The 21,949-nt window shown below is 43.2% G+C and carries 19 protein-coding genes and 2 tRNA genes; 6 read left to right on the top strand and 15 right to left on the bottom strand.

What is annotated here, in order from left to right:
- Positions 1 to 2: 2 nt before the first annotated feature.
- From FTU91_RS08530 to FTU91_RS08515, 4 genes are read right to left on the bottom strand one after another with little or no spacing between them, the layout of a single operon-like run.
- Entirely contained in the window at positions 3 to 530 is a 528-nt protein-coding gene (locus FTU91_RS08530; RefSeq protein WP_180081808.1) for a pilus assembly protein PilP, read from the bottom strand.
- Positions 530 to 1,267, bottom strand: coding sequence for a type 4a pilus biogenesis protein PilO (locus tag FTU91_RS08525; RefSeq protein ID WP_180081807.1), 738 nt, complete (start codon positions 1,265 to 1,267; stop codon positions 530 to 532). The genes FTU91_RS08530 and FTU91_RS08525 overlap by 1 nt, the downstream gene beginning before the upstream one ends.
- Positions 1,264 to 1,917 (bottom strand): PilN domain-containing protein, encoded by a 654-nt coding sequence (locus FTU91_RS08520; protein ID WP_180081806.1) that lies wholly within the window; start codon positions 1,915 to 1,917, stop codon positions 1,264 to 1,266. Before FTU91_RS08520 ends, FTU91_RS08525 begins: the two co-directional genes overlap by 4 nt.
- Positions 1,917 to 2,978, bottom strand: a complete 1,062-nt coding sequence (locus FTU91_RS08515; RefSeq protein ID WP_086197208.1) for a pilus assembly protein PilM — start codon at positions 2,976 to 2,978, stop codon at positions 1,917 to 1,919. Before FTU91_RS08515 ends, FTU91_RS08520 begins: the two co-directional genes overlap by 1 nt.
- A 165-nt stretch (positions 2,979 to 3,143) precedes the next feature.
- On the opposite strand from FTU91_RS08515, the gene ponA reads away from it, so the two are divergent.
- A complete protein-coding gene (gene ponA, locus FTU91_RS08510) occupies positions 3,144 to 5,672 on the top strand; it encodes a penicillin-binding protein PBP1a (protein ID WP_180081805.1) in 2,529 nt (842 codons plus the stop codon).
- 13 nt (positions 5,673 to 5,685) lie between these two features.
- Here the strand turns inward: ponA and FTU91_RS08505 are convergent, their stop codons facing one another.
- From FTU91_RS08505 to FTU91_RS08460, 10 genes are all read right to left on the bottom strand, one after another.
- Positions 5,686 to 6,747: an RNA-guided endonuclease TnpB family protein gene (locus FTU91_RS08505; RefSeq protein ID WP_180081804.1), complete on the bottom strand. Its 1,062-nt coding sequence runs from the start codon at positions 6,745 to 6,747 to the stop codon at positions 5,686 to 5,688.
- 154 nt (positions 6,748 to 6,901) lie between these two features.
- Positions 6,902 to 7,705, bottom strand: a complete 804-nt coding sequence (locus tag FTU91_RS08500) for a putative RNA methyltransferase (protein ID WP_180081802.1) — start codon at positions 7,703 to 7,705, stop codon at positions 6,902 to 6,904.
- Between the two features lie 81 nt (positions 7,706 to 7,786).
- A complete protein-coding gene (gene mraY / locus FTU91_RS08495) occupies positions 7,787 to 8,905 on the bottom strand; it encodes a phospho-N-acetylmuramoyl-pentapeptide-transferase (RefSeq protein ID WP_086197212.1) in 1,119 nt (372 codons plus the stop codon).
- Entirely contained in the window at positions 8,906 to 10,315 is a 1,410-nt protein-coding gene (murF, locus tag FTU91_RS08490) for a UDP-N-acetylmuramoyl-tripeptide--D-alanyl-D-alanine ligase (RefSeq protein WP_180081800.1), read from the bottom strand.
- Between the two features lie 9 nt (positions 10,316 to 10,324).
- A complete protein-coding gene (locus FTU91_RS08485) occupies positions 10,325 to 11,821 on the bottom strand; it encodes a UDP-N-acetylmuramoyl-L-alanyl-D-glutamate--2,6-diaminopimelate ligase (protein WP_180081798.1) in 1,497 nt (498 codons plus the stop codon).
- Positions 11,822 to 11,831: 10 nt separating this feature from the next.
- Positions 11,832 to 13,658, bottom strand: a complete 1,827-nt coding sequence (gene ftsI / locus FTU91_RS08480) for a penicillin-binding protein PBP3 (RefSeq protein WP_180081796.1) — start codon at positions 13,656 to 13,658, stop codon at positions 11,832 to 11,834.
- 14 nt (positions 13,659 to 13,672) lie between these two features.
- Positions 13,673 to 14,005, bottom strand: a complete 333-nt coding sequence (ftsL, locus tag FTU91_RS08475; protein WP_180081794.1) for a cell division protein FtsL — start codon at positions 14,003 to 14,005, stop codon at positions 13,673 to 13,675.
- Entirely contained in the window at positions 14,005 to 14,928 is a 924-nt protein-coding gene (gene rsmH, locus FTU91_RS08470) for a 16S rRNA (cytosine(1402)-N(4))-methyltransferase RsmH (protein ID WP_180081792.1), read from the bottom strand. The genes ftsL and rsmH overlap by 1 nt, the downstream gene beginning before the upstream one ends.
- Before the next feature lie 242 nt (positions 14,929 to 15,170).
- Entirely contained in the window at positions 15,171 to 16,190 is a 1,020-nt protein-coding gene (locus tag FTU91_RS08465) for a sulfate ABC transporter substrate-binding protein (protein ID WP_180081790.1), read from the bottom strand.
- 239 nt (positions 16,191 to 16,429) lie between these two features.
- Complete coding sequence (locus tag FTU91_RS08460; protein ID WP_180081787.1) at positions 16,430 to 17,431, bottom strand: sulfate ABC transporter substrate-binding protein; 1,002 nt, start codon at positions 17,429 to 17,431, stop codon at positions 16,430 to 16,432.
- 377 nt (positions 17,432 to 17,808) lie between these two features.
- Between FTU91_RS08460 and FTU91_RS08455 the strand changes: the two genes are divergently transcribed.
- From FTU91_RS08455 to FTU91_RS08435, 5 genes are all read left to right on the top strand, one after another.
- Positions 17,809 to 18,111, top strand: coding sequence for a hypothetical protein (locus FTU91_RS08455; protein WP_180081786.1), 303 nt, complete (start codon positions 17,809 to 17,811; stop codon positions 18,109 to 18,111).
- Between the two features lie 129 nt (positions 18,112 to 18,240).
- Positions 18,241 to 19,749 (top strand): glutamate--tRNA ligase, encoded by a 1,509-nt coding sequence (gltX, locus tag FTU91_RS08450; protein ID WP_086197220.1) that lies wholly within the window; start codon positions 18,241 to 18,243, stop codon positions 19,747 to 19,749.
- Positions 19,750 to 19,806: 57 nt separating this feature from the next.
- Positions 19,807 to 19,882: transfer RNA gene (locus FTU91_RS08445), tRNA-Ala, on the top strand.
- 30 nt (positions 19,883 to 19,912) lie between these two features.
- Positions 19,913 to 19,988 (top strand) — tRNA-Glu (locus FTU91_RS08440).
- Between the two features lie 166 nt (positions 19,989 to 20,154).
- Complete coding sequence (locus FTU91_RS08435; protein WP_086197221.1) at positions 20,155 to 20,496, top strand: hypothetical protein; 342 nt, start codon at positions 20,155 to 20,157, stop codon at positions 20,494 to 20,496.
- 24 nt (positions 20,497 to 20,520) lie between these two features.
- Here the strand turns inward: FTU91_RS08435 and FTU91_RS08430 are convergent, their stop codons facing one another.
- A complete protein-coding gene (locus FTU91_RS08430) occupies positions 20,521 to 21,477 on the bottom strand; it encodes a cation diffusion facilitator family transporter (RefSeq protein ID WP_180081785.1) in 957 nt (318 codons plus the stop codon).
- Positions 21,478 to 21,949: the final 472 nt, after the last annotated feature.

Genomic DNA, 21,949 nt, shown 5'->3' with positions numbered 1-21,949 from the left:
ACTTAAGGCGCCGGTCCAATTAATACTAGACTTCTTGGACGCTCCACGTATCCTTCTCGTCCATCTGGAACAATTTCCACGAGATCAATCTGTGTAGGCGTGATATTGACCACACGACCATGATTCATGCCCATATAACTGCCGCGCTGTATCCGCTCAATTTCACCATCAGGGGTTTGAATTAATGCCAATATCTGTCCAGACTGGCTACGTATACTTCCCTTCATATTCAAGGATTCAATTGCATAGCTTTCTAAAGGTTGCAGTTGACGCGATAGATTAGGATAGACACGTTTTCCTGACATAATTTTTAATTCAGCAGCCAGTGAGCTCGGTAAAAAAGGACTTTTAAGCTGGTGTGCAGCATAATCGAATGTCGGTACAGGTGGAAAAACCGGTGCAGGTTCAATCGGCAATGGCGGCTGATTGCGAATATTGGCCATTTGTTCATTCACAGCATCAATACGTGAATCACAGCCCACCAACAATAAACCCAACATCAAGCTTAGAGAGAATTTTTGCATTTTCATTACTGTGCTCCTCCAGCCGTAGCAGTTGAATTTGCATTCGCAGCTTGCGTTTCTGTCGCTTGAGCATCAGCAGCACCGATATAACGATATGTTTTTGCTTTAACGTTATAATTCACTTGGGGAATATCAGATTTTTTCTCTTTATTTTCCGAGGCGGTAATCTCAAAATCATGTAAAGTCACAATACGTGGCAGTGCAGCAATCCCACTTACAAAAGAACCAAAAGCGTGATAATCACCGGTTGCCTCAATCGCAATTGGCTGTTCAATAAAGAACTCTTGTTTTATTTCATTTTCTAAACGGATATTTTTAAATTTCAAACCAGAATTCACACCAGTCACGTTGATATCTTCAACCAGTCCTGGAATTTCAGTTTCTTTAGGCAATTGTTCCAATTGCTGATTAAAATTCGCTTCCATTTCCTGTAACTGTGCTTGCAACAACTGCAAATTGCGAAGTTTAGAATCTTTTTCACGAAACTCGTTAAGCAGGTTTTGCTCTTGAGCAGCAGCATTCGAAATATTATCCAATTTACTTTTAATTGTTAAAAAATACCCGAGAAAGGCAATCATGACAACAATCAAAATCCAACAGGTGATTTTGACGGATAAGGGCCAACTACCATAATTATTTGGATCTAAGGTATTGAACTGCTGAAGAAACTTATCCAGCGTCATTTTCTTTTTACGCACCACAACTTCATTTGGATTTAATTCATCAAATTCATCGAGACTCATTCGGTCGCCTCCACGGTTGAATTAGCTGTATTGGATGGTGCTTGTTGTTGTGCTTCTGGTGCAGCAGGTTGGGCGATTTCATCTAAGTCAGCAGTCACCACAAATGAACCATAGCCCTCTTCAACACGTGGAATCACAGAACTTGGCGCTTTATCTTTTTGTTCTTCAACTGCTAAAAAAGAATTCATGAAAGCGTTGCGATACCAAGCTGATGCTTCTAAATTACGCAAAAATTCTGCAACGGTATTTGGACTTTCAGCTCTGCCTTCAATGGTGAATTTATCGCCTGTACGCACAAATTTGGTAATGTACAAATTAGCTGGCGTAACACGAACCAGCTCATCTATCAGACGTACTGCAATCGGACGTTGCCCTTGCAAGCCTTGAATCAGTTTCATACGCTCAATAATAGCATTACGCTGCGCTTCCAAACCTTCCAGAGATTTTAATTGCACATCAAGATTTTGATTGGTGCTGGTAATCAGCTGATTGGCCTGTTCCTGGTCTTCAAGTTTATGGTCATAATAAAACCATGAGGATGTAACCGCCAAAGCGCCAACGAATGCCGCCCCAATACAAATTGCTATAAATTCTTTTTTCCGTTTCTCTCTCAGCTCATCACGCCAAGGGAGCAAGTTAATTCTTGCCATTAATCAAAACTCCTCAATGCCAGACCACATGCCACCATGAGCGAGGAAGCATCATTCTCTATTTTTTTAATATCGATTTGTGGAGAAAACCCCATTTGCAAAAATGGGTTGGCAATTGTGACGCGATAACCCAGTTTTTGTTGTAGTAATTTCGCGAGTCCTGGAATATTCGCATTCCCCCCCGCCAATAAAATGTGGTCAATCTCATTGAACTGTGAAGACGAGAAGAAGAACTGCAGTGATCTTGCTGCTTGCTGAACTACAGCTTCCAAGAATGGCTCTAAGACTTCAACATCATAGTCATCGGGCAATGAACGGGTTTTCTTGGCACGGCCCGCTTCTTCAAAAGACAGACCATAACGATTTTGAATTTCTTGAGTCAGCTGTTTACCACCAAACACCTGTTCTCTGGTATAAATCACTTTATTATTTTGCATGACAGATAAGGTCGTCATGGTATGACCAATATCTAAAATACCCACCGTATTCACACCTATTGGTAAAGTATCGGAAAATACTTTATAGGCATTTTCTAGCGCAAAACTTTCAACATCGGCAATTTTTGGTGTCAGGTTAGCCAGTTCCAGCACTTCAGCACGTGCTTCTACATTTTCAAGACGCGTTGCAACTAAAAGCACATTTACCCGATTCGGATTGGCTAAACGATCCGGCAATACTTCAAAATCCAGACTGGCTTCGTCCAGAGGAAAGGGAATATATTGCTCGGCATCCATACGAATCTGGACTTCACGTTCGTCATCCGTCATATCCGCATCCATTTCAATGGTTTTGGTAATGACCAGTGAAGTTGGGACTGCGAGCGCTGCAGCTGTACATTGAGTATTGGCAAGATTGAGTGCTCGCTCTAGCGCATCACCCACTGCTTCTGGATTTAAAATATTTTTTTCAACAACACTACCTTCAGGCAAAGGAATCAGCGCATAGCTTTCTACCCAATACCTGTTACCGCTCTTAACAGAAAGTTCTAACAATTTAACAGAAGTAGAACTAATATCTACTCCTATTAATCCCTTATTCGGCTTACGATATAACCTGAGCACAATATAATTCCTATTATTTTTTTATCCCCAATAAAAGTAACTTACTAATCAGTGATGGTCTATAATTTTATACAGATACAATAACTCATCTAACAATCTGTATGTGTAAAGGCTATACTGACCGCCAATTAGTTTGCCATTAGCTCTTATTAAAACTTACTTGTTATGAAAAAGCTATCTTGTTCGGGCCATGTTCATCCATTTTTTTTGATCATAATTATAGTCTTGGTCTCAATTCCGATGGGATTTTATGGTATGTATCTCTATATTGCCCCATCCCTGCCTAAAATGACCACCTTAAAAAAGGCGCCATTATTAAAACCTTTACAAGTATATAGTGCAGATAATGAGCTGATTGCCGAGTATGGCGGAAAGTTATCTGTCCCGGTGGAATACAAACAGATTCCCAAACCTTTTATCTCTGCTTTTCTTGCTGCAGAAGATTCATCGTTTTTTGAACATAGCGGCATCAGTTTTAAAGGTTTAGGTCGTGCGGTGAGTGAAACCATCACCGGTTCCAATGTGCAAACTGGTGGTTCCACCATTACCATGCAAGTGGCAAAAAACTATTATTTAACCCCTGAACGTACATTAAAACGCAAACTGACTGAAATTTTTCTGGCACGCAAAATTGAACAGAACCTGACCAAAGAAGAAATTCTTACCTTATACGTAAATAAAATCTTCTTGGGTAAAAATGCCTACGGGATTGCTGCGGCTGCAAAAATTTACTACAACAAAAATCTGGATCAGCTCAGTATTGCTCAAATGGCCATGATTGCCGGCCTACCCAAAGCACCCTCAAAATACAATCCTGTCGTCAATCCTACCCGCGCCTTGGAACGCCGCAACTGGATTCTGGGTCGTATGCTGCAGTTGGGTTATATCAATCAAACTCAGTATAAACAGGCCATTGCTGAACCGGTTAACCTCGATATGCCAGAACGTGGCATCAATAACAAATATCCCTATGTCGGTGAAATGGTCCGTTCAGAATTGGTGGAAAAGTTTGGTGAACAAGCAATTGATTCTGGCTATAAAGTTTATACCACGATCAATAGCCAACGTCAGGCCTTCGCAGAACAGTCTGTACAGGAAGGTCTCGAAGCCTATGACCGCCGACACGGCTGGAGAGGTGCCGAGGCACATGACAAACCACTGAGCGATTTCATCCCTTATGCAAATACCTATCCTGCCAAGGTGGTTAAAGTCGAGAAAAACTCTTTTGAAGCTTTGATGCAAGATGGCTCTACCGTGGCTGTGCCCTGGTCAGGCATGTCTTGGGCTGCTCCCTATCGAAATGCCAATAGCATTGGTCCTGCTCCGCGTACAGCTGCACAAATCGTGAAAATAAACGATATTATCCGCTTACGCCCGAATGACAATAAAACCTCTTGGGCACTGGTACAGATTCCTAAAGCACAAGGCCAGCTGATTGCATTAAACCCGAACAATGGTGCAATTGAAGCAATTGTTGGTGGATACAATTTTTATCAGTCCAAATTCAACCGTGCCTTACAGGGCTGGCGTCAACCAGGTTCGACCATTAAACCCTTTGTTTATGCATTGGCACTTGAACGTGGCATGACCCCCTATAGCATGGTCAATGACAGTCCGATCACCATTGGCAAATGGTCACCAAAAAATTCCGATGGTCGTTATCTTGGCATGATTCCATTACGTCGTGCCTTGTATTTATCGCGAAATACGGTATCGGTTCGCCTGCTGCAAACGGTGGGCATCGAGCGTACCCGACAATTACTGATGGATTTTGGTTTGCATGAAAATCAGATCCCGCGAAATTACACGATTGCCTTAGGTACACCACAAGTTCTTCCTATTCAAATGGCCACAGGCTATGCCACTTTCGCCAATGGCGGTTACCGCATTCAGCCACATTTTATTGACCGTATTGAAGACGCGTATGGCAAAGTGATTTATCAAAGCAATCCGGAATATGCTTGTATTTCCTGCATCAATCAAAATGATGAAGAAACTGCATCCGCAGAACCTGTGACCCCTGATGATGAAGTGATTAATGTCACCAATCAGACGCTGCCAGAAGAAAAACAGCTGGCCCAACTTGAGCTGGATGAAACGAAGAGCCAGTACCGTCAGGCACAGCGTATCTTGAAATCAAGCTCGGCATATGACATGGCCAATATTCTGCGTGATGTGATTCAGCATGGTACCGGACGTGCCGCACTCAGAATTGGCCGTGATGATATTGGCGGTAAAACAGGAACCACCAATGATGCCAAAGATGCCTGGTTTGCAGGGTTTAATGGTAAACTGGTGACTGTAGCATGGGTTGGTTTTGACCAACCAAGTACACTAGGTCGTCGTGAATACGGTGGTGTTGCTGCCTTGCCAATCTGGACCAACTTTATGGGCAATGCCTTAAAAGGTACACCAACAGCTTGGGTACATTTTGACAAAAATGCCAAAGCACCAGCCAATCGTAACCAGACAATTACTATAGGTGAACCCGTCCAGACAGATCGCTCCTCTCCACCTTTGGCTCGTCCGTTGTACCGTCCGGCACCTGCTGCCCCAGTGCGGGCACCGGAAAGCGACTTTGACGACTTGCCGGAAAAAGAAATTCTCGTTCCAGATAATGCAAATCCTCCAGATATGCAAAAACAAAACAGCAAACCAGATGCTCTGGATAATCTGATTGATGTATTTCATTGACATCTTCCCCTAGCTAAAGTAAGGGGATTCCTACTGCTAGACGCTTATGCCCAAGCGCAAGAATGTTTAGGGCGGAATTTAAATCCCGATCGTGGTGTGTACCGCACACCATACAATTCCATTCTCTTATTCGCAAATCTGCTCTACCTTTCGGGCTGCTGTGAGATATTTCACCACAACTCGAACAAATTTGGGTGGTATAGGCTTCGTTGACTTCTTCAAACAATACCCCTGCGTTCTCGCATTTATACTTGAGCATTATTTTAAGTGCTGAAAATCCTGTATCTAAAACAAACTTTGCCATCTTAGTTTTTACAAGTTTATTCGCACTTAGATTACCTACAACAATCAGTGCATTTTCCCTTACAAGCATAGTGCTTGCTTTGTGCAAATGATCTTTACGACTATTTGCAATCTTGGCGTGTAACGCACGTACACGTTTTTTATTCTTTGCTCGTTGAGCAATTCCTAATTTATGCTCATATTGACGATAGAATTTAGGATTCGAAATTATCGTACCATCGGAACACGTTGCGATAGCCTTTAAACCAAGATCAATGCCAATTGCTTTGGTTGCTGTCGGCTTGACTTGCTTAGGTGAATTCACCACTAGACATACATACCAACGCCCACGGCTATCCTCAATGAATGAACCTGTCTTAATGCTGTATTGGCTTAAACCGTAACTATCCCACACCTTGAACTGATGCTTGCCGTATTGTACATAGCCATCAGCATACTTGATGGCAACTTTCTTGAAGGGTATCCATCCAAGCGATCTTCTTGCTGATTTCTTGTTACTCACACGCCATTTCAGTTTTGTTTTTTTAAACTGTTTCCTTCGTGTGACCAATTCTTCAGTAATAGCCTGAATAGTTTGGCTATGAAGCCCACATTCTTTTGATGTGCCTTTAGTGTACTTGGCAATATCGTAAGCAGTTAGAAATTCACCTTTTCTTTTAAGGTGCTTGAAACTTAAATCATTCACATAATTCCAGACAAAATTCACTTCGGATGCCAATTGATCTAGCACCTCGCAATGTTTGTCCTTGATACGCAATTTAAGTGTCTTCATGTGCTTATATTAATATTTTGATGGTCTTAAAAAACCATCAAACAGACTTGAACGACACTTCATGTCGTGTCGCTTATATACTCGGACCACCCCGAGATTTTACACTCCAATGCATAAAAAAACTCCCTCATTTGAGGGAGTTTTTTTATGCGGCTTATTTCTTTTTAAATAAATAAATCTGAAATTGGGCCTTTAACTCAAACTGATCTTTCTGCTCTAACACCTGACGTCGCTCTGGCTTGGCTTTATAGGCATAAGGCGTCATCGCAATCAGATGCTTTAAATCCGCTTGTGACAAGGTAAGGGGCGCGTCGACCACACTTTCCTCCACCAGCTCAAAAGCATCTTGCAGCTGAGTGACAAATTTATGCGGTTCATGCGGATTCACTTCTGCAAAAAGTGCCTCACGCATGGCATATAAATGCTCTTTCGCCGGGGTCACCACCATCAAATAGGCATGCGGTTTCAGTACCCTTAATATTTCCGGTTTCGGAATCGGACTGAATAAACTGGTACATAAATCAATTGAAGCATCCAGTACTGGCACAGTAGCTCCTGTTCCCACCACCCAAGTCACATTTTTATTGAGCTTTGCAGCCACCTGAACAGCATTTTTAGCGATATCCACACCGACACATTGCAGTACTTCCGCCTGCATAGCACTGGTGTAATAACCTTCACCACAACCAATATCCAGCAGGTTTTCAATGCGTAATTCACGAATTTTTTCAACCACTGCCTGCTGTAAAGGCGCATAAAAACCGGCACTTAAAAATGCACGACGCGCCTGTACCGATTCAGGTGTGTCGCCCGGATTCTTACTGTGCTTATGTTGCACTACATGCAGGTTCACATAGCTCTGTTTGGCCACATCATAACTGTGATTATTCACACAGTGCCATGTTTTTCCAGTCAGTTTCAATACTTCATGACAGACAGGACACATCAGCAGATTCATATTTTTCTCCAATGCCTGAAATCAGGCGATAAAAAAGCCGGCAGATGTGGGAGCAAATGCCAGCTTTTTTCGAATATTTGCTTAACGCAATTTTAAGGTCATTAAGCCTAAAACTACCAGCATAATCGTAATAATCCAGAAACGAATCACCACCTGGGTTTCACGCCAGCCTTTTTTCTCATAATGATGATGTAGTGGTGCCATCAGGAAGACACGTTTGTTACGCATACGCAGTGAACCAATTTGCAGGAACACCGAAATGGCTTCTACGACAAAGACCCCACCCATAATCGCAAACACGATTTCCTGACGAACCATGACTGCAATCGTACCCAGCATTGCACCTAAGGATAAAGCTCCGACATCACCCATAAATACTTGTGCAGGATGTGCGTTATACCAAAGAAAGGCCAAACCGGCACCAATCATGGCTGCACAGATCACCACCAGTTCAGAAGAATATTTTACATAAGGGATATGCAAATAATTGGCAAAGCGGACATCTCCGGCCAGATAGGCAAATACCCCCAAACCGGCAGCAACCAGAACAATCGGCATAATCGCCAGACCATCCAGACCATCAGTCAGGTTCACCGCATTGGATGCACCGTTAATTACCAGATAGGTAAAGATAATGAAACCAATCCCTAAAGGAATAACAGATAATGGAATGGTCAGATTTTTAAAGAAAGGAATCAACAGATCCAGCATGTTGCTGGTATGCACAGGATTGGCCTGCTGGGTCGCAATCACATACAAGGCAATACCGGCACCCAAAGAAGCCACTGAAGTCCAGAAGAATTTTTTTCGTGCAGGCAGACCGGCATTGTCTTTATAACGTACCTTGATCCAGTCATCTGCCCAGCCGACAGCACCAAAAATCACCATCACGCCCAGTACAATCCAGACATAAGGGTTAGATAAATCTGCCCATAACAGGGTTGAAATACCAATCGATAGCAGGACCAGAATCCCGCCCATGGTTGGGGTTCCCATTTTTTTGGCATGATTTTCAGGAGCAAAAGAACTTACCGCCTGCCCGTATTTTAAAGCTTGGAGCTTACGGATCATCACCGGACCCAAAACCAGTCCAATGGTCAATGCGGTTAAGACACTGAGCAAAGCACGTAAAGTTAAATAACGAACCACCTGAAACGTGCTGTCAAAGCCCGCCAAATGTTCAAATAGCCATAACAGCATTTAGAGTTTCTCCATCAAATCAGCCATCAATGTTTCCATGTGGGTATAGCGAGAACCTTTAAACAGGAAACTCATGGATTGAGGTTGATGTGTTTCAATTAAACTAAGTAAGAAAGGAAGGGCTTGTGCCTGGGTCAGGAAGGCCTGCAGTTTTTTGCCATACTGAGTACTGCGTGCCCCTTCCTGGGTAGCCGGAGCAAATTCACCCACAGCGACCACGAAGTGAACTCCCGGTACCGAAACCAGGTCACGCCCCAGCATATAGTGTTGCTGTGCAGCACTTGCACCTAATTCACCAATATCACCAATCACCATTACTTTGACGCCTTCCTGCTGCGCCAGCACTTCGGCTGCAGCACGCATCGATGTCGGATTGGCATTGTACGTATCATCAATAAACAGATGTTTTGCGGTATGAATAAAGTTCAAACGACCTTTCGCGCTTTTCGCCTGCTCCAAACCGGTCACAATATCATCCAGCGTAACACCAATCGCCAAGGCAAAAGCAGCGGCGGCAGTAGCATTCTGCACGTTGTGTTCACCGGCAAATGGCAGATTGATCTGACGCACACCTTGCGGGGTATTTAGCGTAAAGCGGGAAGATTGTGCTTGCAACTCGATGTCTGTTGCATATACATCACCACCTTGCCCGAAACTCAAGACTTTTTCAGTCTGTACTGCCTGACGAATCGGGTCAGCAAAATCATCTGCCGCAGGAACAATTGAGGTGCCTGCTTTATCAATATGACGATAAATTTCCGATTTTGCCCGACAGATACCATCGCGTCCGCCAAACTCACCTAAATGTGCAGTACCAATATTGATAATCCCGGCGACATGCGGTTGCACCAGATTTGAGGTGTAATCAATTTCACCTTGATGGCTGGCACCCAATTCCATCACGGCATACTGGTGTTCAGCACGTAGCTCAAGCAGCATCATCGGTACGCCCAAATCGTTATTCAGATTGCCGCGGGTAATTAAGGTCGGTGCCAGACGTGACAAGATACTGCCGAGCATTTCCTTGGTGGTGGTTTTACCACTACTGCCAGTTAGGGCAATCACTTTCAATTGTGAATTTTGTGCACGGCGATAAGCCCCTAGATATCCCAATGCCACACGGGTATCGGCAACCACAAGCTGACAGATATCAGCATCCACCGGATGGCTAACAATTGCGATTTCACAGCCCTTAGCCGCCACTTGGGCAACAAAATCATGCGCATCAAAACGTTCGCCTTGCAAGGCAAGAAAAGCATCGCCTTTTTCCGCAAAGCGTGAATCGGTCAAAATCCGTTTGATTGCGCCTTGAGGCACTTTCTCATTCAACCAGTAACCCTGGGTGGCTTCAGCAAGCTGTACGGCTGTCCACGGTTCTAAAGGTACTGTACTGGTAGTTGATGTATGCATGATGGTTCCCTATTGCGCAGGATAAGCTGAATCTGGTGAGTGATGCTGTGCATCAATGGCCGCCTGCACTTCAACCACATCATCGAACCAATGACGTACGCCATCAATTTCCTGATAGTTTTCATGCCCCTTACCGGCAATAATTACAATATCACCCGCCTGAGCCTGTTTCACTGCAAATTTAATCGCTTCACGGCGGTCATGAATTTCATGCACGCGATGTGCTGAAAAATCAATTCCGGCTTTCATGTCGGCAAAAATCTGTTCAGGATTTTCACTACGTGGATTGTCTGAAGTAATCAGCGCAACATCGGCATGATCTAAGGCAGCTTGAGTCATCAATGGACGCTTGCCACGGTCACGGTCGCCACCACAGCCAAAGACTGCCCATAAATTTTTCACTACATGGCGTTTTAAGGTGGTCAGTACCTGAATCAGGGCATCCGGCGTATGGGCATAATCCACTACGAACAGGCGCTCGCCATCACGAATGACCTGCATACGACCCGGCGCACCTTTCAGTTGTGCTGCAACTGCAATCAAATCGCTTAGCTTAAAGCCAGCCTGCTGTGCAGCAATCAGACTCGCCACAAGATTTTCTACGTTAAAATGGCCCAGCAATGGGCTGTTGACTTCAAATTCACCATCCGCAGTGATCAGTTTAAAGTACGCACCGTTTAAACTATATTGAATATTTTCAACCCGATAGTCAGCTGTCTTAGTGGTCGAGTAAGTAAGGATTTTCGGTTGGGTCGGATTTGATTGGGCAGCATCAATCATGACCTGTGCATGTTCATCATCCATGTTGATAATGGCTACTTTCAAGCTGGAAAATTTAAATAATCGCGACTTGGCTTCAGCATAAGCTTCAAGCGTTCCGTGATAATCCAGATGATCGCGACTCAAGTTACTATATGCCGCAATTTCGATATCACAGCCATTTAAACGCCCCTGTTCCAGACCATGCGAGCTGGCTTCAATCGCTGCAAATTCAGCACCGACCTGCGCATATTCATGTAAGGCATTTTGCAGCTGCAAAGCATCCAGCGTAGTATGCGTAGAGGCTTCCAGATTCGGTAAAATACCGTTACCGGTGGTTCCCATCACGGCGCATTTCTTGCCTTGCAACATCAGCAGTTCAGCAATTAAACGCGAGATGGTGGTTTTACCGTTGGTTCCTGTCACTGCAATAATGCGCGCGGCATTTACAGCTTTGGTCGCTTGTAAATACTGTTTTTGCCACTGTCCCATCAAATGACGGACATTCGCTACCACTATACTATTTTCCAGACCTAACTCTGTTTCGCTGACCACAGCCAGAGCCCCCCTTGCCAAAGCCGATTGGGCAAACTGCAAGGTTTTTTCAGGCTGAGAAAAACTAGTCAGGGCAATAAAAATTTGCCCTGCGTCAACTTTACGACTATCTAAACTAAAGCCAGTGAATGGCTTGCTCATCCATCCAGCGGTTTTCTCAGTATGGTAGATATCTTGAAATGTAATCGACATTTATCACCTGTTACTGGATTTTGGGAGTATCTAAAGGTTTATCTAAAGGCACGTTCATCAAACGTAAGGATTCCTGCATCACACGTGCAAACACTGGCGCGGCCACCAGACCGCCATAATATTGCCCTTTCGGGTTTTCCACCACAATGACCATCGCCAAACGCGGATCACTGACCGGCGCCATACCGGCAAACAGCGCACGGTACTCACTATCTGAATAACCTTTACGGTCTGCACGTAATTTATGCGCAGTACCGGTCTTACCCGCCACACGATAACCTGGAATATTCGCCTGTTGTGCTGTACCACCCGGCAAGGTCACAGCTTCCATCATCAGCAAAACCTGTTCAGCAATTTTTGCATCAATAATCTGTTCGCCTTTCGGTGGCTGTTCTAATTTATATAAGCTTAAAGGGACTTTGACCCCTTTATTGGCAATCATGGCATAAGCATCGGCAATTTGCAGCACGGTCGCATTCAGACCATACCCGTAGGCCATGGTACCTACTTCAGAGACATTCCATTTGCTTGGCGGCAAAATCAGACCCGCACTTTCACCCGGGAATTTCACCGCAGAACGCTGCCCCAAACCTACGCGTTTATAGAAAGTCGGTAAGGTTGCATAAGGCAGTGACAAGGCAATTTTTGCCACACCCACGTTGGAAGATTTCTGGATGATGCCGCCTAGGGTCAGTGCGCCATAGTTATGCGTATCACGGATGGTATGGTTACCAATACGCATACTGCCCGGCGAAGTATTGACGACAGAGTTCGCGGTATATTTGCCACTTTCCAGCGCCATCGCTACGGTCAGCGGTTTCATGGTAGAACCCGGCTCAAACGAGTCGACTGCACCGCGGTTACGCATGGCATCTTTATTGGCCAGACTCTTTTTATCGTTGGGATTATATGAAGGCCAGCTGGTCATGGCTAGAATTTCACCAGTTTTAACATCTACCGCAATCGCGGTTGCAGAGCGGGCATTATTGGCCACACCGGCAGCAGTCAGCTCACGGTACATAATATATTGCAGCCGTGAATCGATACTTAAGGTGATATTCTCTCCGGCTTCGACTTCCTTGATAATTTCAGGATCTTTAAAACGGTTGCCTTTTTTATCACGCACAATCTGCTGTTCGCCATCATGACCAGACAAAGCCTTATTCAGCTGCATCTCCAGGCCTTCAATCCCCACGCCTTCACTATTGGTTAAACCAATAATCTGGGCATTAGGCTGCGGCTGCGGATAGTAACGTTTATAGTTTTTCTCGGTATAAACCCCCTGGAACTCACGCTTGGCAATCAGTTCCGCCTGCTGGGGTGGAATTTCTTTTTGCAGCACCAGATAACGTGAACGAGGTTTGTCGTTCATTTTCTTTTTCAGCTCGGCACGGTCGATGCCCACTGCATCAGCAAGCTCATCCAGATTGAGGTTTTTATCGGGTAACTGGCGTTTCAGTTTGCGATTATTGGGATCTTTGGCCAGTTCAGCAGTAATCTCGTCAAACTGTTTTTTGGTTTCAAAATAGTCACGCGGATCAATCACCACCTTCATCACTGGCGTACTGATGGCCAGAGGTACACCATGACGGTCATAGATGACACCACGCATCGCCTTAATTTTTTCAGTTCGCAAAATATTGGCATTGGCCTTGTTTTGCAAAAAGTCCTTATTGATCACCTGTACATAAAATGCACGACTCACCAAGGCCAGAAAGCAGAGTAACACCACGCTCCACATCAAATAAAAACGCCACATGTCTACACTGAGGGCATTTTTCTCACTAATCGGCTGCTGCTTTTTACGTGTTGCCTGTGTTGTTCTTTTGTCCACCATAATTACAGCTAGCCCTATTTGTTATCTTCTGAAGTCATTGGTAAAGCAATTACAACCGTCTGTGCTGCAGGAGGCGAATACATGCGCAATTGCGTTACCGCACGCGTGCCAATCTGTGCCGTCGCACCAAAGGTTTGTTGCTCAATCAGCAAACGCCCCCACTCTGCATTCAGATCATCCCTTTCCCGCATAAAAGAACTGAGTTCGCGGTAGTCATGACGATATTCAAACACTTGAAATACCACCATGATTGCACTGACAAAGACCAACAGCAGTAAAACGATATAACTGATGAATTTTTTCATCGGTTTTTTGTCAGTTTTCTTTTCAACAACTTCAGTTTTCATTATTCGCCTTTTGAAGCTAAGCGCTCTGCAACTCTAAGCCATGCACTACGAGAACGAGGGTTGGCCTTCACCTCTTCTTCACTGGCACGGACTCGGGAAATTTTCTTTAAACGACGGGTATCTTCCCGCTTTTGTGGTAATCCCCAACTGGTATCTTCCGCTAAAGTCGATTCTTTTTGAATAAATTGTTTAATTAAACGGTCTTCCAGTGAATGGAAACTGATCACCGCCAAACGTCCCTCAGGTTTTAAAACTTCCACAGCCTGTGGCAAGAAAGCTTCAATATCATCTAATTCTTTATTAATGGCAATACGGATAGCCTGAAAAGTTCGAGTTGCCGCATGTTTATTTTTTTCCCATTTCGGATGGGCAACCTTTACGATCTCTGCCAGTTGAGCCGTGGTTTCAATATAACCGGCAGCTTTAATGGCTTTGGCAATACGGCGACTATAACGTTCTTCACCATACTGAAAAATAATATTTGCCAGGGCTTCTTCTTCAATATGCACCAGCCACTCGGCCGCCGTTGGACCTTGCGAATTATCCATACGCATATCCAGTGGCCCATCTTTCATAAAACTAAAGCCACGTTCCGCCTGATCGAGTTGTGGAGATGACACGCCTAAATCCGCCATCACCCCATCCACCTGGTCGACCCCCAGCGCTTCCAGCTCCTGCTTTAAATCGGCAAAGCTGGCATGAATAATCTTGAAACGTGAATCTTCCTGCTCCAAGAGTGCCGCTGTTTGCAAAGCCTGCGGATCTTTATCAAAGGCATAAACACGTGCATTTTCATCTAACTTAGACAGCAATAAACGGGTATGACCGCCGCGACCGAAAGTCCCATCGACATAAATTCCTGTATTGCGATCTGCCAACAAGGCATCAACAGTTTCGTGAAGTAATACAGAAATATGCGACATAAGGGTTCAATCAATACTAGGAAAAATGTAACTGCACATTATTACCTTGTTTTAACAAAGCTCCAAACGACTTTTTGTAGGGAAATATTACTTTTCATAGAGAAAACCGTTTTTGGGGATATTGAAACAAATTTTGCTGAACCAATAAAAATAGAGAACTATTACTCATCTTTTTTAAATTTATGCTTCATTCAAAATAAAAAAGCCAATCACAAAGGATTGGCTTTTTAGATCACACAGAATTAACGTTTGCTATTATAAATCTGGTCAAAAATCGCACCATTCACAAAATGGGTCTGTTGTGCTTTAGCCCAACCACCAAATACCTCATCAATGGTAAAGGTTTTTAGTTTCGGGAATTGCGCAGAATATTTAGCCAACACGTCAGGATTACGGGGACGATAGTAGTATTTTGCTGCCATTTCCTGACCCAATGGTGAGTACAAGTAATTGATATAACCTTTGGCTAACCACTTATTGCCATCTTTCTCTACATTTTTATCTACGATTGCAACTGATGGTTCAGTTAAAATAGACATGGACGGATAGACAATTTCAAACTTGTTTTTGCCCAAAGTTTTTTGAGTCACCAAGGCTTCATTTTCCCAGGTCAATAACACATCACCAATACCACGTTCCGCGAAAGTAGTCATTGAAGCACGTGCAGCCGAGTCCATCACTTTAACGTTGTGGTACATTTTACCGACGAAGTCTTTGGCTTTGGCTTCATTACCCCCCGGTTGTTTCAGTGCATATCCCCAAGCCGACAAGTATACCCAACGCGGTAAACCGCCTGTTTTCGGGTTCGGGGTAATAATCTGTACGCCTGGTTTGGTTAAGTCAGACCAGTCTTTAATATGCTTTGGATTACCTTTACGCACCATAAATACGATGGTGGAAGTATAAGGCGCAGAGTTATGCGGGAACTCTTTTTGCCAACCCCGTTGAATCTGGCCGGACTTGACGATTTCTTCAATATCATTGGCAAGAGCCAGAGTCACCACATCGCCTTTTAGGCCATCCACTACGGAACGTGCCTGTTTACCTGAACCACCATGCGACTGTTTAAAATTGACAGTACGGCCGGTACGTTCTTTCCAGTAAGCACCAAAAGACTTGTTGAATTCTTCATAGAATTCACGCGTTGCATCATAAGATACATTTAGAAATTCACGTTCTGCCGCCTGAGCAGAAGTTACAGTAAAAGCCATGCCGGTAGCAAGCAACGCTGCACTGAATAAGGCTTTAAATTGAGTTTTCATGACATACAGATCAATTATCTTCATTAATGCTAACTATATGAAATAAAGTCATAATTCGCAATTCATCAAACTTAGGCATAACCAATTAAGATAAAAGGTTTTTCTACTTAATCTACTGTTTTATATAGAAAAATGACGATAACATTATACTTATTCAAAATATATAGATTTTTATGGATTGGATATGAAAAAAACGGATAATAATTTATCCGTTTTAACTTTTTTATCGAAAATCTGGCTTAATTCTTTTCACTATAAATTTGATCAAAAATGGCCCCATTCACAAAATGGGTTTTCTGTGCCTTGGCCCATCCACCAAACACATCACCAATGGTAAATAGTTTGATTTTGGGAAATTGCGCAGCATATTTCGCTGCCGCTTGGGAATTGCGCGGACGGAAGAAATGCTGTGCGGCCAGCTCCTGCCCTTTTGGCGAATATAAATAGTTGAGATAACCTTTAGCCAAATTACGGTTGCCATCCTTATCGACATTTTTATCGACTATCGCCACCGATGGCTCAGCCAGAATTGAAATGGATGGATAGACAATCTGATACTTATCTTTGCCCAAGCCTTGAGTCGCCAGCAAGGCCTCATTTTCCCAAGACAGCAGCACATCGCCAATACCACGTTCTGCAAAAGTGGTTAAAGAGCCACGTGCGCCAGAATCCAGTACTTTGACATTGCCATACAGTTTTTTCACCAGTTCCCGTGCTTTAACATTATTTCCACCCGGCTGTTTTAATGCATAGCCCCATGCAGACAGGTAAATCCAGCGTGGTGCACCGCCGGTTTTCGGATTTGGCGTAATAATTTCCACACCCGGCTTGGTTAAATCGTTCCAGTCTTTAATATTTTTGGGATTACCCTTGCGAACCAGAAAAACCACAGTCGAGGTATACGGTGCAGAATTGTTCGGAAACTGCTTTTGCCAGTTTTTATGGATCAGGCCTGCCTTTACAATTTCATCAATATCGTTGGCTAGAGCAAGGGTCACGACATCAGCCTGCAAACCATCAATCACGGAACGTGCCTGTTTACCTGAACCGCCATGAGATTGCTTGAAATTAATGTCCTGTCCGGTACGTTGTTTCCAATACGCACCAAAGGCCCGATTATATTCCTGATAAAACTCACGGGTCGGATCATAAGACACATTCAGGAAATCTTTCGCGGCAAAACTCTGTGTCCCTATTCCCCCAAGCAATACCAAAAGAGCAGAGGCGATTATTTTTTTCATGTGTAACACTCTTATTTAACTTTTATTTAACAATGAGGACACTATATAAATCATAAATATTTTTAACAATCATAAACTTATAATATTTTATTGATTAAAAATCGGTTTTAAAGATATCCATAAAAATGCTTTAAAATGCACTTTTAGTACTAAAAAATATCAGCATAAATCTACAGCTTGTTGTTTTTCCTGATTCTTCATGTTGTCTCCATATTTTTTTGATACAAAGAGCACAATATTTACAAGTATTTATTATTTTGTAAAAAAGTGTGAGCTAGTTCTACTTTTGTATTTTTTTGTATGGTTAAATGGTACTCGCTCATCGGATTAAAACAATATATAAAATTCCAGCACCGGAAAAAAAGGGGGATGTGGGAATGAGATATACAGCAATTATACAAGCGCTTAGCTTAAGTTTAACTTTAGGGTTTATGGCTCAGATGGGACATGCAGCGGCAATCAAAAGTAGCGAAGCCAAAGTAACTTTAGCTCCTGAAAAGTCTTCATTGATTGAAAAAGCCCTGCAACAGCAAAAGCAAGGTGGAAATACGTTACGTGCCGATAACGATTTAAAGATGTTGACCGAAATTAAAGTGGCACCAACTCAAAGCTTCTTTGCTGCTCAAAACCAGAAATTCAGCCGTTTTGTGCAAGCACTTTTCCCTCAAAGCAGCTCTTAACTCAACAGCGAACTTATTCCCCTTTAGAAGTTCCTATCTAGCCTAATCATTTCAATGTTGAATTTAACATTAAGTGATTAGGCTTTTTCGTTATAATAGCCTTCATTCACATTCTGAAAAATATTGGTTATGACTGTTCGTACTCGTATTGCGCCTTCTCCTACTGGCTTTCCACACGTAGGCACTGCTTATATTGCCTTGTTTAACTTATGTTTTGCTAAACAGCATGGCGGTGAATTTATTCTTCGTATTGAAGATACCGACCAACTGCGCTCAACCCCTGAATCTGAAAAAATGATTTTAGATTCATTACGCTGGTTAGGCTTAAATTGGTCAGAGGGCCCGGATGTGGGCGGTCCACATGCACCGTACCGTCAATCCGAACGTATGGGCATCTATAAACAATATGCCTTGGAACTGGTAGAAAAAGGTCATGCTTTCTACTGCTTCGCAACACCAGAAGAACTGGATCAAATGCGTGCCGAACAGCAGGCACGTGGTGAAACGCCACGTTATGATGGTCGTGGTTTAAAGCTGTCGGCAGAGGAAGTGCAGCGTCGCCTTGCCGCAGGTGAGCCCCACGTAATTCGTATGAAAGTACCTGAAGAAGGCATTTGTAAAGTCAACGACTTACTGCGTGGGGAAGTTGAAATTCCTTGGGCACAAGTCGACATGCAAGTTTTGCTCAAAACCGATGGTTTACCGACTTACCATCTTGCCAATGTTGTTGATGACCATCTGATGCAAATCACTCACGTTTTCCGTGGTGAGGAATGGTTACCATCGGCACCAAAACATCAGTTGCTCTACCAATACTTTGGCTGGGAAATGCCAGTACTGGGTCATATGCCATTACTTCGCAACCCGGACAAATCAAAACTGTCTAAGCGTAAAAACCCAACCTCTATCAATTACTACAAAGACATTGGTGTGTTACCTGAAGCCTTGTTGAACTATTTAGGTCGTATGGGCTGGTCAATGCCAGATGAACGTGAAAAGTTCACTTTGGCAGAAATGATTGAGCATTTCGACATTAAGCGTGTATCCCTCGGCGGTCCGATCTTTGATGTGGAAAAACTCAACTGGCTCAACGGTCAATGGATTAAAGCGCTCTCGCCTGCCGAGCTGTTAAATACTTTATTAGCATGGAAATCTGACCGCAATACCCTAGAAGACATTGCTGCTGCCATTCAGCCGCGTATCAACCTGCTTTCTGAAGCAGTGAACTGGGCTGGTTTCTATTTCAACCAGTTCCCAAGCATCAGCAAAGAACAGTTTGAAAGCAAAAAATTGTCTGAAGAACAGGTTCGTCAAAGCTTGCAGTTCGCCATTTGGCGTCTGGAAAGCCTGTTCACCTGGAATAATGACACGGTGAGTCAAACCTTAATGGACTTGGCCAACCAGATGGAAATTAAGCTGCGTGACTTTATGCCCACCTTCTTTATTGCCATTGCCGGTTCAACCAGTTCAACCCCAGTCATGCAATCGATGGTGACGATTGGGCCTGACTTAACTTTCGCACGCTTACGTCATGCTCTGGAAATTGTTGGCGGACCGAGTAAAAAAGAAGCAAAAATCTGGGAAAAACTCAATGAAAGCTTAAAATTGCCGAAAAATAATGCAGTTGATGAAGCATAATTGATTTTATAGTTGACGTGTGAGCGCAATACCCCTAATATTGCGCTCACACAAACTGGGGTCATAGCTCAGTTGGTAGAGCGCTACAATGGCATTGTAGAGGTCAGGAGTTCGATCCTCCTTGACTCCACCAAGTTCCACCTTTTTTTGTGTTGCCTCAATTGTCCCTATCGTCTAGAGGCCTAGGACATCGCCCTTTCACGGCGGTAACCGGGGTTCGAATCCCCGTAGGGACGCCATATTCAAGATCATCATAATATCGTTATGCTGATCTGATAAAAAACCCAAGCATTGCGACTTGGGTTTTTTATTGTCTCAATCTTTTATCAACTTTTATTTGCGCTGTTTTTGCTTTCTGTGTCATTCCGATTAAAATAAGCGATAAATTAAAATGATGGAGTTGTAATGCAATACCGTTGCCCAAAATGCCAAAGCCCTAAAATTATGCCTGTCGCTCAAGCCGGTAGCCCTGCAGTACGACCTGTAGTTCCTAAAAGCCTGGTCTTTCTTATTCCCGCAGTATTTATCTTATTACTGCTGGTTTTAATTAGTATTGCGATGTGGATTTTTGGCGATGGTGCAGGCTCTACCCTACAAGTTGCAACCGTAGTGGCCTTTATAATCTGCGTTATCGCCGGTTTCCTGTTTTACCGCGACCTGCCAGATTTTAAAATTTCCATGCAAGGCTTTATGCAATCGCAAAAGAAATGGAAGTGCCGTGAATGTAATCACGAATGGGAAATCTAAAATAGATTCGATTTCACATCAGTTTCAGTGCTGGTGTGAATCTTCCTGATGAGGTGAATGTTCTTCGTGATCATCATGGCGATGACAGGATGAATGCACTCCACATTCATAATCTTCAATCTGTAGCGTGATTTCCCGAATACCATGCTGATGCTGCAACATCTCCAAAGCTTGCTGATATAACAGCGTGCGATCTGCCTGAGGCGCATAAAGATGCACCGTCAGATGGACATTTCTGGAACTAATGGCCCATACCTTCAATTGATGGATATTTTCCACATCCTTTAACGCCAAAAGGTCATTACGTAACTGCTCAATATCAATTTCTTCCGGAACTCCCTCCAGCAGAATGTTGATACTTTGTTTGAGTAAAATCCAGATTCTTGGCAATACCCAGAGACCAATCAACACCGCAATTAAGGTATCTACCCACATCCAGCCAGTGAAATAGATGATTGCTGCGCCCATAATCACGCCGATCGAACCCACAGCATCACTTAAAACTTCCAGATAAGCCCCTTTAACATTCAAACTTTCTGTGGCGCTGGAAAATAAAATCCGCATAGAAATCAGGTTGATCATTAAGCCACTCACCGCAACTACCAGCATGCCCAGACTTTGAATTTCAGGTGGATGGCTAAAACGCTGATAAGCTTCAAACAAAATGTACATCGCTACAACAAATAGCATCGAGGCATTAAACAAGGCTGCCAGGATTTCAAAACGCTGATAGCCAAAAGTTCTTTTATCATCTGCCGGCATTTTGCCGATTTTGATCGCCACCAAGGCAATCGCCAAGGCTGCCGCATCGGTAAACATATGGGCTGCATCAGAAAGCAGTGCCAGACTTTGAGTGATAAAACCTGCAATGATTTCAATAATAAGAAAAATGCTGGTGAGCGCCAGGGCAAAGGTCAGCTTTTTGGCATTCGCTTCCGTCACCACTGCATGACTATGATTATGCCCATGCTGTTCAGCCATACCTACTCCTCTATTACTCTATTTTTTCTGGTTTTTGTGATAGCGATTCAATTTAATAATCATACGACCATGAGGTAATAGTATGGCATTCTTACCCTAATACCATGAGCAATAAAATTAAACCTCAACACAAGAGATTTCTTTCATAAGTCCTGTCTCTCTCTTGGTTTTACCCTCATCGGCAGAACAAAGGCACTGATAAAAGAAGTTCAATAATGGCTTTTCTATAATCCAGATTAAATAAAAAATCATTTAAAAACAAAAAATTAAAATAAAAAGCACATCATTGTTTTCAAATAAAAATTAACTTACAAATAAAAGAGATTTAATTTCTTAAAAACCTATATATATAGGACTTACGCATTGACGGATTCAAAAAAGTATTAAAATACTTTATAAAGTATCTGTGATCAGACGAATTAAAAATGCTTCTACAGCAACTTGTACTCTACCCATTTATATGGGCTTTCTC

Source organism: Acinetobacter sp. YH12201 (assembly GCF_013418145.1).
GTDB lineage: Bacteria > Pseudomonadota > Gammaproteobacteria > Pseudomonadales > Moraxellaceae > Acinetobacter.
The sequence above is the reverse complement of the archived record's forward strand: the minus strand, read 5'-3'. Positions and strand labels throughout refer to the sequence as shown.